Here is a 15,910-nt window from a genome sequence, read left to right as displayed (position 1 = left end):
TTTATAACTACTTCATACCCTTCATCATCTGCATCATTTTTCTGCCGCCGCCGCCCTGCATCATTTTCATCATTTTGCTCATTTGTCCGAACTGCTTTAGCAACTGATTTACCTGCTGTACTGAAGTCCCCGAACCTTTTCCTATTCTTTTCTTTCTTGATGCATTAATTAATGACGGTTTCGAGCGCTCTTCGGGAGTCATGGAATGAATAATAGCTTCAATAGGTTTGAAAGCATCATCATCAATTTCAACATCCTTCAACATTTTTCCTGCCCCGGGAATCATACCCATAAGGTCTTTCATCGATCCCATCTTCTTGATCTGCTGAAGCTGGCTCAGGAAATCATCAAATCCAAATTCATTTTTGGCAATCTTCTTCTGAAGTTTTCTTGCTTCCTCTTCATCATATTGCTCCTGGGCTCTTTCCACAAGGGAAACAACGTCTCCCATTCCCAGGATACGATCGGCCATACGGGAAGGATAGAACACGTCAATGGCATCCATTTTTTCCCCTGTACCTATAAACTTGATTGGTTTATTGACTACAGATTTAATTGAAATCGCCGCACCACCCCGGGTATCCCCGTCTAATTTGGTGAGGATAACTCCGTCGAAATTAAGGCGGTCGTTAAAGGCTTTAGCTGTGTTTACTGCATCCTGTCCTGTCATGGAATCCACCACGAAAAGAGTTTCCTGCGGCTGAATTGCACTGTGGATATTAGCGATTTCGGTCATCATCGCCTCATCGACAGCAAGACGTCCCGCGGTATCAATGATCACCACATTGTGACCATTAGCTTTTGCATGAGCAATCGCAGCCTTAGAAATCGCAACAGGATCCTGATTGCCTTCATCACTAAAGACCTCAACTCCTACCTGATCTCCAACTATATGTAACTGATTGATTGCTGCTGGACGGTAAACGTCACAAGCAACCAACAAAGGTTTCTTGGTCTTCTTTGTTTTTAAATAATTCGCCAGTTTTCCGGAAAAAGTCGTTTTACCACTTCCCTGTAATCCCGACATAAGGATCACAGAAGGATTTCCTGAAAGATTTATTCCTTCGGCTTCACCTCCCATTAATTGAGTAAGCTCGTCTTTTACGAGCTTCACCATCATCTGTCCCGGCTTTAAAGCGGTAAGAACGTCCTGCCCCAATGCCTTTTCCTTTACTGTAGAAGTAAATTCCTTAGCGATTTTATAATTCACATCGGCATCTACCAGAGCCCGCCTTACCTCTTTAAGAGTTTCAGCAACATTGACTTCAGTTATTTGCCCGTGTCCCTTTAGGACGTGTAAGGCATTATCTAACTTATCACTTAAACTTTCGAACATAATCTCTCAGATTTTTAAACTGCCGGTTTTCAACCAACAGTTGCAAATTTAATGATTTGAGGCCGAAGTGAAAACTTTTTCAACTCCACTTCAACTTTAAAATATTTCTCTTTCTCCGGAAATAATTTTCTTCCGGAACAGGTGTCAAAAATGTCATTTTTGACACCTTATATTTTTCTTCATTTCTACCTTCAGACGTCCAACTTCGTAATTCGTAATTCTACCTTCGTACTTCGGTTTACATTCTCTCGGGCACCTGAATTCCCAATAATCCAAAAGAGGATTTAATCACATCTCCCACTGTTTTTGACAACTGTACCCGGAATTTCTTTTCAGTTTCATCTTCGGTTCCAAGAATTGTTACATTTTGATAGAAACTATTGAATTCCTTCACCAGATCATAGGTGTAATTCGCTATAAGTGCCGGACTATGATTTTCGGCAGCCAACTGTACAGTTTCAGGATAAAGCTGAAGCTGTTTTATTAACTCTTTTTCCTTATCGTTCAAATTATAGTCCAGTATTTGTTCACTGTAGTCAAATTCAGCTTTACGGAGAATAGATTGAATTCTCGCATAGGTGTACTGAATAAAAGGGCCAGTATTCCCCTGGAAATCGACAGATTCTTCCGGATTAAAAAGTATCCTTTTACGGGGATCTACTTTTAAAATGTAATATTTAAGGGCTCCAAGACCAATAATGCGATAAAGCTCCTCCTTTTCAGGTTCTGAATAACCATCAAGTTTTCCAAGCTCTTCAGAAATATTTTTGGCGGTAGCGGTCATTTCTTCAATAAGATCATCGGCATCAACAACGGTTCCTTCCCGACTTTTCATTTTTCCAGAAGGAAGATCCACCATTCCGTAACTTAGGTGGTAAAGATTATCTGCCCATGTGAATCCAAGTTTTTTAAGAATCAAAAAGAGCACTTTAAAGTGGTAATCCTGTTCGTTTCCTACAGTATAGACCATCCCATTAATGGCATAATCTTCTACCCGCTGGATAGCAGTCCCAATATCCTGGGTCATGTAAACTGCAGTACCATCACTACGCAGCACAATTTTTTCATCAAGGCCTTCATCTGTAAGGTCGATCCATACGCTACCGTCCTCTTTGCGGTAAAAAATCCCTTTTTCCAGACCTTTGACAACTACATCTTTACCGAGCAAATAAGTATTACTCTCGTAATAATTTTTATCAAAATCAACTCCAAGTTTATCGTAAGTCTGCTCGAAACCGTCATAAACCCACTGGTTCATGGTCTTCCACAAGTCCACAACTTCTTTATCGCCGGCTTCCCATTTACGAAGCATCTCCTGCGCATCTTTTAAAATAGGAGCTTCGGCTTTTGCTTCTTCTTCAGTTTTACCCTGAGCAAGCAGATAAGAAACTTCCTCCTTATAGACTTTGTCAAATTTCACATAGTAGTTACCTACCAGTTTATCTCCTTTTAATCCTGAGCTTTCCGGAGTTTCACTATTTCCAAAGCGTTGCCAGGCGAGCATGGACTTACAGATATGAATTCCGCGGTCGTTGATGATCTGGGTTTTATAAACCTTTTTTCCGGAAGCCTTCAAAATTTCAGCTACCGAGAACCCTAAAAGGTTATTTCGAATGTGGCCCAAATGCAGTGGTTTATTTGTATTTGGTGATGAATACTCTACCATTATTGACTCTCCGCCTTCCGGAGCTTTTCCAAAGTTGGCGTCTTCTTTAATTTTTCCGAAGAAATTGAGATAATATTGATCTGCCAGCACAATGTTCAAAAATCCCTGTACTACATTAAATTTTTCAATCTCATTGTTGTGTTCAACAAGATACTGGCCAATAGCTTCCCCCAGTTTCACCGGACTTGTTTTAACTTGTCTCAACATAGGAAAAGTGACAAGTGTAATATCGCCTTCAAAATCTTTTCGGGTTGGCTGGAATTCTATTGTCTCCAATTCCACCTGAAATATATTTTTAACCGCTTCTTTTACCTGAACGGAAAGTATGTCCTGAACATTCATTTTAATATGTTTTTAATACCTGCAAACTGGTACAGGAAGCCGCAAAGATAACAGAAATTTGAGCTTGGTTAAAGGGTTTGAACGCAAATGCTTATCTTTAGAAAAAAAGAAATGCTACTAAATATTTCCCGGGACTTTAGTGATAAAAGAGAAGAGATCAATGAGTTAGTGGGCAAGCCCTTCAACCTTGCAGAAAGAAAGGAACTAAAAAACACGAATCTTCGCGAACTTCCTGTTACTGCCGCCAGTATTGAAATTTACAACCTGCTCGTTTTAAACGAAGGACAAAGCAATTGTACCCTGGAAATGCGCTCTAAAGGACTATTAATAAGTTTTAGAGCGGCAGGAGAAACTTATTCGCTGGCTATCCCTTTTTATAAGCTGAAGATCTACAAAGGACGGGCAGAAGAATATTCTTTTTACATAGACAATCATTTTATAAAGATCCACGCCGGCGCCGACCAGACTGAGGTGCACAGCTTTATAAAGAAACTCCGGCATTACAAAGCAGACAGAGCGTTGCCAAGAGTAGAAGACCAGGAATAAGGGTGTAAAAAAGTCCTTTCTAAAAGCGCTTAAAATCAGGTCAATTAACTTCTGAATCTATTAGAACCTGAAACAAGTTCAGGTTGACGTAAAACAGGTTCTTCATAAAGCCGCGTTGCCTTATTTCTTCGGAAGAAAAACTTCGGCCAGCATGCAGCGGGCACTTCCGCCGCCACAGGTTTCGATTGTAGTGAGATCACTGCTAAGAATTTCACAATGCTTCTCTATGGCTGCTATTTGAACCGGAAGCAGACTTTTTCTTGCCGCTTCACTCATCACCAAATATTTTTTCCCGTCGGCAGCTTGCACCTGTAACATATTCCCTGCATAATGATGCAGCTGGGCTTCAGAAATTTCTATGATCTCTTTCCTGTCGGACTTCAAATGTTTAACCACATTCTTTCGCTCTTTCGGATCATCAATACTGTCCAGACAAATCACAGCAAAATTTTCGGCCAGGCACATCATTACATTGGTATGGTAAATAGGCATCCTGCGACCATCCACATCCTGGTATGCGGTAAAAATGACGGGTGTTAGTTCAAAATCTTCACAAAATTCAATTAACAGTTCTTCATTGGCTCTTGGCGAAAGTGCGCAATAAGCTTTCTCATGGATCCTGTCAAGAATGAGCACTCCTGTAGATTCCAAATAGAGCTCCTCCTCCTCTGCACTGGTGTAGTCAATTACTTCTTTAATAAGATAACCTTCTGCTTCAATTTTATCAAATACCTCTGCGCGTCGCTCTCTTCTTCGGTTTTCGGCAAAAAGAGGATAAATGGCTGCAGTAGCATCCTCATGAAAGGTGACCCAGTTGTTAGGAAAAATTGAGTCCGGAGTATCGAGTTTCTCGTCATCATCTACAACAATGACGTTCACCCCCACCTTCCTTAATTTTTCAACAAAAGCATCAAACTCTTCCTGAGCTTTCTTATTGATCTGCTCCTTATCCATGTGCAGACCTTCCTGAAAGTAATTATTTACGGCGGTTTGCTCATTCATTCTGAAGGCAACCGGCCGCACCATTAGTACAGTATCTGTTATTTGTCTCATTTACAATTTAATCTCTTATTAGAGGTAGCGTTGAACATCTCAATAAGCCCTCCTGTTTAGCTATTTCGGCGTAGGGTACTTCTTCCACTTTCATGCCATTCTCCCTGAGCCAGGTATTAAGTCGGGTGAAATTCTTTTCCGAAATAACCACATCTTCAGAAATAGAAAAAACATTTGAGTTCATATCATACATTTCCTGGCGGGTGATCTCGAAAATATTCTCTTTTCCGAAGAAATCCACCAGCCACTGATATTCCTTAGGATCAAGGAATCCATCTTTATAAAGAATAGCCTTCCCCCTTCCCACGGGCTGAAAACAACAATCGAGGTGCAGGGCATTATCCCTCGCTTCTGAATTAGATTTTCTGAGATTAAATGATCTCACCTTTTTATTAGGGAACATTTCCTTGAGATGCTGCACACCTTTAAGATTGGTTCGTGCGGTAATAAATTGAGAATAATCCTCTCCATAATATGCTCCTACAAAAAGATCGTCATTATAGAGCATAACATCTCCTCCTTCCACATGCACATCTTCGGGCAATTCAATGACTTTGTCGGGATCCATTTGATCAATAACATATTGAATGGCCTCTATTTCTTCCTCCCGATCTGGCAGAATATTGGCTTTAATGAATTTGTCGTCTATAACAAAAGCTATATCACGGGTAAAGATCTGGTTCAAATCCTTAACTAGTTTAGGACGATAAACTTTGACCTCGTACCTCTCCAGTATTTCGTGTACAGCCTCCATTTCCCGTACCATGTCCTGCTCTACAGGGTAAGTTCCGGCTTTTATATGTTCTGCAGATTTTGGATCATAAGCATTTGAATATTCCGGTGTTGGGCCGGGGCTTTCGGCTGTCCCAAGAATAACAGCTCTAAGACGTGAAGTTTCATTTTTAATATTCAGTTTCATAACCCCAATTTTGCCGCAAATATAAGAAAAGGAATCATCCTTCATAAGAGCTAATTCCCTTTCTTTATAGCACTTTTTTTAATCATGTTTGGTCCCCAGATTTCCGGTAAAGGATCAGCTGAAAATTTAATCATTCAAAATTTTTCTTTTCAGGTTTATACTAAAAAAGCTCCACAGATTCTGCGGAGCTTTATAAATTTATTATTCTATAGAGAATTTATCTATTCTCAATTTGTTTAAAAGAACGTTTGGTTTCTCCAATGTAAACCTGCCTTGGACGACCAATTGGTTCTTTTCTCAGTCGCATCTCTCTCCATTGAGCGATCCAACCGGGAAGACGGCCCACAGCAAACATCACTGTAAACATCTCTGTAGGGATTCCCATCGCACGATATATTATCCCGGAATAGAAATCAACATTCGGGTACAACTTTCTTTCAACGAAATAAGGATCTTCAAGAGCGGTTTTCTCAAGACCTTTTGCAATTTCAAGAATAGGATCATCAACTCCCAACTGTCCAAGAACTTCATCGGCAGCTTTCTTGATGATTCTTGCTCTTGGATCAAAGTTTTTATACACGCGATGTCCAAAGCCCATTAATCTAAAAGGATCATCTTTATCTTTTGCTTTTGCTATAAATTTTGAAGTATCTCCGCCATCGGCTTTAATCTCTTCCAGCATTTCTATCACGGCCTGGTTTGCTCCACCATGTAACGGTCCCCAAAGCGCAGAAACTCCTGCTGAAATCGAAGCAAACAATCCGGCGTGAGATGAACCTACAATTCTTACAGTAGATGTAGAACAGTTTTGCTCATGATCGGCATGAAGAATTAGCAGTTTATCCAAAGCATTCACAACAACCCTGTTTTGCTTATAGTTCTTTTTAGGATTATCCTCCTGAAACATCATTTTTAACAGGCTTTCAACATATCCAATGTTGGTGTCTTTATTAAAAAGAACCTGATTGTTCTTCTTGCGTAAAGTCCATGCAGCCAGGACAGGAAATTTTGCAAGTATCTTGACTATCGCCTTATACATGTCTTCTTCAGAATCCACATTTACCGATTTTGGATTAAAAGCAGTAAGCGCACTGGTTAAAGAGGAAAGCACTCCCATGGGATGAGCCGATTGAGGGAAACCTTTAAGTACAGTTTTCATATCCTCATTCACGATGCTCTGGTCAAGAATATCTGTATTAAATTTTTGTAACTGGGTTTCAGTTGGTAATTCTCCAAAAATCAATAGGTAAGCTACTTCCAGAAAATCAGCTTTTTCGGCCAGTTCTTCAATTGAATATCCACGGTATCTCAAAATTCCTTCTTCCCCGTCCAGGAATGTTATAGCGCTTTCACATGCACCTGTATTCTTATACCCGGGATCAAGGGTTATTGCTCCGCTTTGTCCCCTTAATTTAGTAATATCCAGGGCAACTTCTTTTTCTGTTCCTACAACCATTGGAAGGTCATAGGTTTTACCATCTATTTTTATAGTAGCTACTTTTGACATATTTTTTATGAATTTGCTTATAATTTATTTTCAGGATTGCTAATTTACAAAATTCTACCTTAATTTTCGGTCGGAGCGGCCCTTTTCCTCAACCTTCCGGGAAATGAAAAAAAGAAGAATAATGTTCTTTTTATAGAATAGACTTTGAGCTACTTCTCTAATTCTGAATTATCTAAAAATATTAAGACAATATGTAACAAAGCATGATAACCGTCATGTCTTTTAAAAGAAAAAGCCTTTCCGAAGAGGAAAGGCTTTAAAAATACAGGTAGAGTAAACTATCTTTTAATTTTGAAGGCTTTTTCCTGAGGGAAGTAAGCAACACTGCCAAGTTCTTCTTCAATTCTAAGAAGCTGATTGTACTTAGCCATACGGTCACTACGTGAAGCCGAACCGGTCTTGATCTGCCCGGTGTTCAAGGCGACAGCCAAATCGGCGATAGTGTTATCCTCAGTTTCTCCGGAACGGTGAGACATTACAGATGTATATCCTGCATTATGTGCCATGTTCACCGCCGAAATAGTTTCAGTCAATGTTCCGATCTGGTTAACCTTGATAAGGATAGAATTGGCTATTTTGTTCTCGATACCTTTTGAAAGACGTTCTACATTAGTTACAAAAAGGTCATCACCAACAAGTTGGACTTTATCACCTATTTTTTGGGTTAGAGCTTTCCATCCATCCCAGTCATTTTCATCCATACCATCTTCAATAGAAATGATTGGGTACTTTGAAGCTAATTCGGCAAGATATTCTGCCTGCTCTTCACTGCTTCTCACTTTACCTGAATCTCCCTCAAATTTTTTGTAGTCATACTTACCATTTTCATAAAATTCAGCAGCAGCACAATCAAGAGCGATCATAACTTCTTCTCCAGGTTTGTAACCTGCATTCTTAATAGACTGTAAAATGGTGTCTAGTGCATCCTCTGTTCCGTCAAGGGTTGGAGCAAATCCACCTTCGTCCCCTACTGCAGTACTTAGACCACGATCGTGAAGTACTTTCTTAAGGTTGTGAAAGATCTCTGTACCCATTTTTAAGGCTTCAGAAAAATCTTTTGCCTTAACGGGCATTACCATAAACTCCTGGAAAGCAATAGGTGCATCGCTATGAGAACCTCCATTGATAATGTTCATCATGGGAACCGGAAGGGTGTTTGCACTAACCCCACCAACATAACGATAAAGCGGCATATTCAATTCGTTTGCAGCAGCTTTCGCCACGGCGAGGGAAACCCCTAAAATAGCGTTTGCGCCTAGTTTAGATTTATTTGGAGTACCATCCAGCTCGATCATTGCCTGATCAATAATATTCTGATCAAAAACTGAATAACCTAAAAGCTCTTCAGCAATATCTTCATTTACATTCTTTATGGCTTTTGAAACTCCTTTCCCCATGTAATCTTTCCCACCGTCGCGAAGTTCAACGGCTTCGTGCTCACCTGTAGAAGCTCCTGAAGGTACAGCTGCTCTTCCTATTATTCCATTTTCAGTTTCTACATCAACTTCAATAGTTGGATTACCACGGGAATCAAATATTTGTCTAGCATGAATATTTATTATAACGCTCATATTTATAAATTTTAATTAATTATCTTTTTTTGCCCCTGCAAGATACGAATACTTCAAAAGAATAGTAAAAATCAATAGGTGTACTTCAAAGAAATTAAGAGAATTTTATTAACGAATACGTTGTAGATAGCTTCTGAAACTGTAATTGAAAAATATTTCAGTCATCTTTTACGGGAAAAGGATTGTAATAGAGCCTTATTCCTATCCCAATAGTTGATGTAGTATTATTTGTACTAATATCATATTCTGAAAAGTCAAGTTTCGACAGCGCAGCATTGGCATCAACGTTCGAATAAGTTAAAAATATGGTGAACCAATATTTCTCCTCCTGAATTGCCAGCCCTTCGACGCCAAGGGAGAAGCTCCAAAAAGAAACCGGGCTACTTTTCTTTTGACCCTTTTCAAGAACATATTGTTTTCCATCCAGCACGTAATAGGCACCGTTAGCATTTGCCGTGCCTATATTATAAGTGGGGCTAAAGCTAAGAAAAGCGTCCTGTTTCCCTAGTTTCATTTTTGGAGTGAAGGTGAAAACATTTGCATTAAAATTCATATGAAACATGGCCGGGGTGATGAAATAAACACCTGGTTCATTTGCAATCCCTCTTTCTCTGAACGTCCCTCCATAACGGCTAAAACCGACTTCGGGCGCAAATATTTTCCAATGATACAGCTGACTACCCATATTAAGGTTTCCGAAGGAGTTGTCTTCGAACTCCGTATGCCGAAATAATTCCATTCCGCCATAAAGCATCGGATTCTTCTGCCCATAAAGCTGAAATATCCCTGCTAAAAAGATTAAAATAAAAAAACTTAACCGGAAACACGCATCTTAACTTTCCAGATAATGGAAAAAATCCCTTTCAAAAAAGACATTTCTGAAAGGGATTTTTGAAGCTATAAATAAATTATTTAGAAGAAACTTTTTGTCCTATCAGGTTATGAATGAACTCATCAAATAAGTAATGTGCGTCATTTGGACCCGGACTTGCCTCGGGATGATATTGAACCGAGAAACAATTTTTGTTCTTCATTCTTATCCCCGCAACTGTTTGATCATTAAGATGAGTATGCGTAACAAGCACCTCTTCATGCGCCTCGGTCTCCTCTTTGTTAACCGAGAAACCATGATTTTGTGATGTGATCTCTCCCTTTCCAGTTTCGAGATTCAAAATAGGATGGTTAATTCCCCGATGTCCGTGATGCATCTTATAAGTAGAAATACCATTAGCCAGGGCAATTATCTGGTGCCCCAGACAAATTCCGAAAAGCGGCTTATCCTCTGCAATGATATCTTTGGCGACCTGGATAGCATTATTTAGAGGTTGTGGATCTCCGGGACCATTCGATAGCAGATATCCCTGAGCTCCCCATTCCTTCATTTCTGAATAGGTAGTATTGTAAGGGAAAACTTTGCAGTACACATCCCTGGAAGAAAGGTGCTTCAAAATGCTCTTTTTGACACCTATATCAAGGACAGCAACTTTAAACCGGGCCGACTCCTCGCCGAAAAAATATGGCTCTTTGGTAGAAACTTTTGATGCCAGTTCAAGTCCGTTCATATCGGGCACCTCAGAAAGTTCCTTTTTCAATGCTTCAATATTTTCAAACTCGGTTGTGATCACAGCGTTCATGGCGCCATTTTCCCGAATATAAGTCACCAGAGCCCGAGTATCTACATCTGAAATTGCAAAAAGGTGGCTACGGTCGAGAAACTCTTTCAGTGTTTCATCTGCCGAAGGACGTGATTGATAATAACTGAAATTTTTACAAATCAGCCCGGCTATTTGTGCTGTTTCAGCTTCCTTTTCATCTTCATTAGCACCATAATTCCCGATGTGTGCATTAGTGGTCACCATTATTTGACCAAAATAGGAAGGATCTGTAAAGATCTCCTGGTAACCGGTCATCCCGGTATTGAAACAGACCTCTCCAAAGGCTTTTCCATCCTTATCTCCTACTGCTTTCCCATGGAAAATGGTACCGTCTTCGAGCAACAGAATGGCTTTCTTTCGTGTTTGGTATTTCATAAGTGCTTCCTCTTTATACTTTTACAAAAATATTATTTTCAAAGGAGATAATTCCCGCATTAATGATACGGATTTTTCCTTTTTAAGGTGTTTTGAAAAATGCCCTTTTTGGCACCTCATTTTTGGGTATAAAAAAAGGATAAGCTTTAATGGCTTATCCTTTTTAAAATTTTCAGAAGAAAGAATCATTCTTATTCCTCGTTTCCTTCAGTTTTCTTGTCTTCAGCAGAAGCTTCAGGCTTCGTTGGCGCAGTATCGGCAGATTTCTTACCTCTACCTGCTCTACGTGTAGATTTCTTCTTCTCGGGCTTGTTCACGTTATAAATCTCGTTGTAATCAACAAGTTCTATAAGTGCCATATCTGCGTTGTCACCAAGTCTGTTTCCAAGTTTAATGATACGGGTATAACCTCCCGGACGATCTCCCACTTTAGGAGCTACTTCACGAAAAAGTTCAGTAATTGCATTTTTGTCGCGAAGCTTACTGAAAACAACTCTCCTGTTGTGAGTAGTATCTTCTTTTGATTTTGTCACCAACGGCTCTACAAATTGTTTTAAAGCTTTTGCTTTTGCAACTGTAGTGTTGATACGCTTATGCTCAATTAGGGAACAAGCCATATTTGCAAGCATCGCCTTACGATGTGCAGTTTGTCTTCCTAAGTGGTTTGTTTTTTTTCCGTGTCTCATGACATTTTTATTTCATCATCTTGCTACGACCCACTTTGGGGAGCAAACTATGACGGTTAATAATATATTCTTGACAGTCGCAAAACCGCAACTAGTCTTTGTCTAATTTATATTTTGAAAGATCCATCCCGAAATTCAATCCTTTGTTGTTTACCAACTCTTCGAGTTCGGTAAGGGATTTCTTTCCGAAGTTACGGAACTTCATCAGGTCATTCTTGTTGTATGATACTAAATCTCCAAGGGTATCAACTTCTGCAGCTTTCAAGCAGTTTAATGCTCTAACTGAAAGATCCATATCAACCAGTTTGGTTTTTAGTAACTGACGCATGTGAAGGGATTCTTCATCATAAGTTTCAGTCTGTGCAATCTCATCGGCCTCCAAAGTGATCCGCTCATCAGAGAACAACATAAAATGGTGGATCAAAGTCTTTGCAGCTTCGGTCAAGGCTTCCTTAGGGTGAATGGAACCATCTGTAGAGATCTCAAAAACAAGTTTCTCATAGTCAGTTTTTTGTTCAACCCTGTAGTTCTCGATGCTATACTTCACATTTTTCACAGGTGTGTAAATGGAATCTGTATAGATTGTCCCAATAGGAGCGTTGGCTTTCTTGTTCTCTTCAGCAGGAACATAACCTCTACCCTTTTCTACGGTAACTTCCATGTTAAGGTTCACCTTTTTATCCATATTACAGATCACAAGATCCGGGTTTAGGATCTGGAAACCAGAAATGAACTTTTGAAAGTGTCCTGCAGTCAATTGCTCCTGACCTGAAACAGAAATTGTAACGGCTTCATTGTCTATTTCATCAATTTGCCTCTTAAACCTGATCTGTTTCAGATTTAGAATTATTTCGGTTACGTCTTCTACTACCCCCGGGATAGTTGAGAATTCGTGCTCTACTCCCTCCATGCGAACGGAGGTAATAGCGAACCCTTCAAGTGAAGATAAAAGTACTCTTCTTAGAGCGTTACCAACAGTTAATCCATAACCTGGTTCCAAAGGGCGAAATTCAAATTTCCCTTCGAAATCGGTAGAATCAATCATTATAACTTTATCGGGCTTCTGAAAATTTAATATTGCCATATTACGACTTCTGTGAATTATTATTTCGAATATAATTCGACGATGAATTGTTCATTTATATTTTCGGGAATTTGTACTCTTCCCGGAACAGAAACAAAAGTTCCTTGTTTGGTCTCGTTGTTGAATGTTATCCATTCATACACACTACTGGAATTAGCCAGTGAATCCTGGATAGCGGTTAAGGATTTAGATTTCTCTCTTACTCCTACTACATCTCCTGCCTTTAACTGGTAAGAAGGTATGTTTACCAATTCTCCGTTAACGGTAATGTGCCTGTGAGAAACTAATTGTCTTGCTCCACGTCGTGAAGGGGAAATTCCCATTCTGTATACCACGTTGTCTAAACGAGACTCACATAATTGCAAAAGCACCTCCCCGGTAATTCCCTGGGCACGTGTTGCTTTTTCAAACATGTTCCTGAATTGACGCTCAAGAATACCATAGGTATACTTAGCTTTTTGCTTCTCCATTAACTGGACAGCATATTCAGATTTTTTTCCGCGACGACGGTTATTACCGTGTTGTCCCGGAGGATAATTTCTTTTTTCAAAAGATTTGTCATCTCCGAAAATAGCTTCCCCGAATTTACGGGCGATTTTAGTCTTTGGACCAGTATATCTTGCCATTGAAAATTTGATTATAAAGCAAGCGATCGTGGAATTAAGGTCACTGTCCTTCGCAGATCTCTTTGCTTACTTTTGTTATACTTGTTAATTAAACTCTACGTCTTTTTGGAGGACGACATCCGTTGTGTGGAAGTGGAGTAACGTCAATGATCTCGGTTACTTCAATACCAGCATTGTGAAGGGAACGAATTGCAGATTCTCTTCCGTTTCCTGGTCCTTTCACATATACTTTTACCTTACGAAGACCTGCTTCGTGGGCCACTTTTGATGCGTCTTCTGCAGCTAATTGTGCTGCATAAGGAGTGTTTTTCTTAGATCCTCTAAATCCCATTTTACCGGCAGAAGACCAGGAGATAACATCACCTTTCTTATTGGTTAACGATATTATAATGTTGTTGAAAGAAGCAGTAACATGTGCTTCTCCAATAGACTCAACATTAACTTTACGCTTCTTTTGAGCTGCTTTTGCTTTTGCCATCCTACTTATTATTTAGTTGCTTTCTTTTTGTTGGCAACTGTTTTTCTTCTTCCTTTTCTGGTTCTGGAGTTGTTCTTAGTTCTCTGTCCTCTTAACGGTAATCCCGCTCTGTGACGAATTCCTCTGTAACTTCCAATATCCATTAAGCGCTTAATGCTCAATTGAACTTCTGAACGTAATTCCCCTTCAATTTTAAAAGCGCCAACTGCCTCACGAATTCTTCCGATCTCGTCATCGTTCCAGTCTGAAACTTTCTTTCCTTCTTCTACGTTGGCCTCTTTAAGAATTTCCTGAGCTCTGCTCTTTCCAATTCCGAAGATATAGGTCAATGCTATAACGCCTCGCTTTTGTTTTGGTATATCAACACCTGCAATTCTAGCCATAACTACCCTTGTCTTTGTTTAAATTTTGGATTCTTTTTGTTAATCACGTACAGTCTGCCTTTTCTTCGCACAATTTTGCACTCGGCACTTCTTTTTTTAATTGATGCTCTAACTTTCATAGTTATTAGTATCTGTAAGTTATTCGAGCCTTAGATAAATCGTACGGGCTCATTTCTAATTTCACTTTGTCCCCAGGCAATAACTTAATATAATGCATTCGCATTTTACCTGAAATATGCGCGGTCACTACATGACCATTCTCTAATTCCACCCGGAACATAGCATTTGACAATGCTTCAATGATCGTTCCGTCTTGTTCTATTGCCGATTGTTTTGCCATTATGCTACAGCTTTTCTGTTTTTACCGGTTTTCATGAGTCCATCGTAATGTCTGTTCAATAGGTATCCATTTACCTGTTGCATGGTATCAATTGCAACTCCTACCATAATTAACAATGATGTTCCTCCGAAGAACAATGCCCAGCCAGCCTGTACTCCTAAAAGTGACACGATAATAGCAGGGAACACTGCAATAAGCGCCAGGAATATAGATCCAGGAAGGGTGATTTGTGACATGATCCTGTCAAGAAATTCAGCAGTCTCAGTTCCTGGTCTAATACCGGGGATGAAACCACCACTTCTCTTAAGATCGTCTGCCATTTTATTAGTAGGTACTGTAATCGCGGTGTAAAAATACGTAAATATAATGATTAACAACGCGAACACGAGATTGTACCAAAAGCCGAAGATATCACTAAAGGCGGCAGTTACGCCCTGAGCTGTTTCAGACTGTGAAAGTCCGGCAACTGCGGCAGGAATAAACATGATTGCCTGGGCAAAAATAATTGGCATAACCCCAGAAGCATTAAGCTTTAATGGGATATATTGTCTTGAACCAAAAACATTTTTCTCGTAACCCCCAGAAGCAGTCCTTCTCGCATACTGTACCGGAATTTGTCGTACAGCCATTACCAACATTACACTGGCTAATATGATCACGAACCAAATCACAAGTTCAATAAGGATCATAATAAGACCTCCGTTCGATTCAAATACTCTGGAAGCAAATTCCTGGATAAATGCTTGTGGCAAAGTTGCGATAATACCAACCATAATAAGGAGGGAAATACCATTACCAATACCTTTATCGGTTATCTTTTCACCAAGCCACATCGCAAAGATGGTACCAGTAGTCAGGATTATTACCGACGAAGCAACAAAAGTTACTGTGCTTCCAAGAAGGAAGGCACTTGACGGTAAAGTAGCAAAAAGGTTATATATGTAACCCGGTCCCTGGACAAGTGTTATAGCTATAGTAAGCCACCTGGTAATCTGATTAATCCTTCTACGACCACTCTCCCCTTCCTTCTGTAATTTTTGAAGGTAAGGAACAGCAATTCCCATTAACTGCACTACAATAGATGCAGAGATGTAAGGCATAATCCCTAAGGCGAATACAGAAGCATTAGAAAATGCACCTCCTGTAAAGGCATTAAGCAATCCCAGCAGTCCACCATCTGTTTGAGTGGCAAGGTTCGCTAATTGAGACGCATCAATTCCGGGAAGCACTACCTGTGCTCCAAAGCGATACACCAACAACAAACCGAGAGTTACTAAAATTCTGTTTTTTAGCTCCTCGATTTTCCAGATATTCTTTAAAATATTGATGAATTTCATTGTTAT

General features: G+C 39.7%; 17 protein-coding genes. 1 reads left to right on the top strand and 16 read right to left on the bottom strand.

What is annotated here, in order from left to right; all coding sequences use genetic code 11:
• Positions 1-7: 7 nt before the first annotated feature.
• Positions 8-1,336, bottom strand: coding sequence for a signal recognition particle protein (gene ffh / locus H148_RS0114830; protein ID WP_029035498.1), 1,329 nt, complete (start codon positions 1,334-1,336; stop codon positions 8-10).
• Between the two features lie 238 nt (positions 1,337-1,574).
• Positions 1,575-3,344 (bottom strand): arginine--tRNA ligase, encoded by a 1,770-nt coding sequence (gene argS, locus H148_RS0114825; protein ID WP_029035497.1) that lies wholly within the window; start codon positions 3,342-3,344, stop codon positions 1,575-1,577.
• Positions 3,345-3,455: 111 nt separating this feature from the next.
• On the opposite strand from argS, the gene H148_RS0114820 reads away from it, so the two are divergent.
• Entirely contained in the window at positions 3,456-3,890 is a 435-nt protein-coding gene (locus H148_RS0114820; RefSeq protein WP_029035496.1) for a hypothetical protein, read from the top strand.
• A gap of 120 nt (positions 3,891-4,010) precedes the next feature.
• On the opposite strand, the gene ctlX is transcribed toward H148_RS0114820, so the two are convergent.
• The 14 genes from ctlX to secY all read right to left on the bottom strand — a co-directional run bounded on the left by ctlX (position 4,011) and on the right by secY (position 15,904).
• Positions 4,011-4,943 (bottom strand): citrulline utilization hydrolase CtlX, encoded by a 933-nt coding sequence (gene ctlX, locus H148_RS0114815; protein ID WP_029035495.1) that lies wholly within the window; start codon positions 4,941-4,943, stop codon positions 4,011-4,013.
• A 7-nt stretch (positions 4,944-4,950) separates the two neighbouring features.
• Positions 4,951-5,862 (bottom strand): dimethylarginine dimethylaminohydrolase family protein, encoded by a 912-nt coding sequence (locus H148_RS0114810; protein ID WP_029035494.1) that lies wholly within the window; start codon positions 5,860-5,862, stop codon positions 4,951-4,953.
• A 217-nt stretch (positions 5,863-6,079) separates the two neighbouring features.
• Positions 6,080-7,369: a citrate synthase gene (locus H148_RS0114800; RefSeq protein WP_029035493.1), complete on the bottom strand. Its 1,290-nt coding sequence runs from the start codon at positions 7,367-7,369 to the stop codon at positions 6,080-6,082.
• A gap of 278 nt (positions 7,370-7,647) precedes the next feature.
• The gene (gene eno / locus H148_RS0114795; protein ID WP_029035492.1) at positions 7,648-8,940 is read right to left on the bottom strand and encodes a phosphopyruvate hydratase; all 1,293 of its coding nucleotides are present in this window, start codon (positions 8,938-8,940) and stop codon (positions 7,648-7,650) included.
• Positions 8,941-9,097: 157 nt separating this feature from the next.
• A complete protein-coding gene (locus H148_RS0114790) occupies positions 9,098-9,679 on the bottom strand; it encodes a hypothetical protein (RefSeq protein ID WP_156877269.1) in 582 nt (193 codons plus the stop codon).
• Positions 9,680-9,848: 169 nt separating this feature from the next.
• The gene (gene carA / locus H148_RS0114785; protein ID WP_029035490.1) at positions 9,849-10,970 is read right to left on the bottom strand and encodes a glutamine-hydrolyzing carbamoyl-phosphate synthase small subunit; all 1,122 of its coding nucleotides are present in this window, start codon (positions 10,968-10,970) and stop codon (positions 9,849-9,851) included.
• Positions 10,971-11,161: 191 nt separating this feature from the next.
• Entirely contained in the window at positions 11,162-11,656 is a 495-nt protein-coding gene (gene rplQ / locus H148_RS0114780; protein WP_029035489.1) for a 50S ribosomal protein L17, read from the bottom strand.
• Between the two features lie 91 nt (positions 11,657-11,747).
• Positions 11,748-12,740 (bottom strand): DNA-directed RNA polymerase subunit alpha, encoded by a 993-nt coding sequence (locus H148_RS0114775; RefSeq protein ID WP_029035488.1) that lies wholly within the window; start codon positions 12,738-12,740, stop codon positions 11,748-11,750.
• Between the two features lie 20 nt (positions 12,741-12,760).
• Positions 12,761-13,366: a 30S ribosomal protein S4 gene (rpsD, locus tag H148_RS0114770; protein WP_029035487.1), complete on the bottom strand. Its 606-nt coding sequence runs from the start codon at positions 13,364-13,366 to the stop codon at positions 12,761-12,763.
• An 88-nt stretch (positions 13,367-13,454) separates the two neighbouring features.
• A complete protein-coding gene (gene rpsK / locus H148_RS0114765) occupies positions 13,455-13,844 on the bottom strand; it encodes a 30S ribosomal protein S11 (protein WP_029035486.1) in 390 nt (129 codons plus the stop codon).
• An 8-nt stretch (positions 13,845-13,852) separates the two neighbouring features.
• Positions 13,853-14,227: a 30S ribosomal protein S13 gene (gene rpsM / locus H148_RS0114760; RefSeq protein ID WP_029035485.1), complete on the bottom strand. Its 375-nt coding sequence runs from the start codon at positions 14,225-14,227 to the stop codon at positions 13,853-13,855.
• Between the two features lie 2 nt (positions 14,228-14,229).
• Positions 14,230-14,346 (bottom strand): type B 50S ribosomal protein L36, encoded by a 117-nt coding sequence (ykgO, locus tag H148_RS18065; RefSeq protein ID WP_037325435.1) that lies wholly within the window; start codon positions 14,344-14,346, stop codon positions 14,230-14,232.
• A gap of 5 nt (positions 14,347-14,351) precedes the next feature.
• Entirely contained in the window at positions 14,352-14,567 is a 216-nt protein-coding gene (gene infA, locus H148_RS0114755; RefSeq protein WP_006988529.1) for a translation initiation factor IF-1, read from the bottom strand.
• A complete protein-coding gene (gene secY / locus H148_RS0114750) occupies positions 14,567-15,904 on the bottom strand; it encodes a preprotein translocase subunit SecY (protein WP_029035484.1) in 1,338 nt (445 codons plus the stop codon). The genes infA and secY overlap by 1 nt, the downstream gene beginning before the upstream one ends.
• Positions 15,905-15,910 lie beyond the last annotated feature (6 nt).

The organism is Salinimicrobium terrae DSM 17865 (assembly GCF_000424665.1).
In the GTDB taxonomy this organism is placed as follows: Bacteria; Bacteroidota; Bacteroidia; order Flavobacteriales; family Flavobacteriaceae; genus Salinimicrobium; species Salinimicrobium terrae.
Note: the sequence above shows the minus strand (reverse complement) of the source record. Positions and strands in the feature narration are given on the sequence as shown.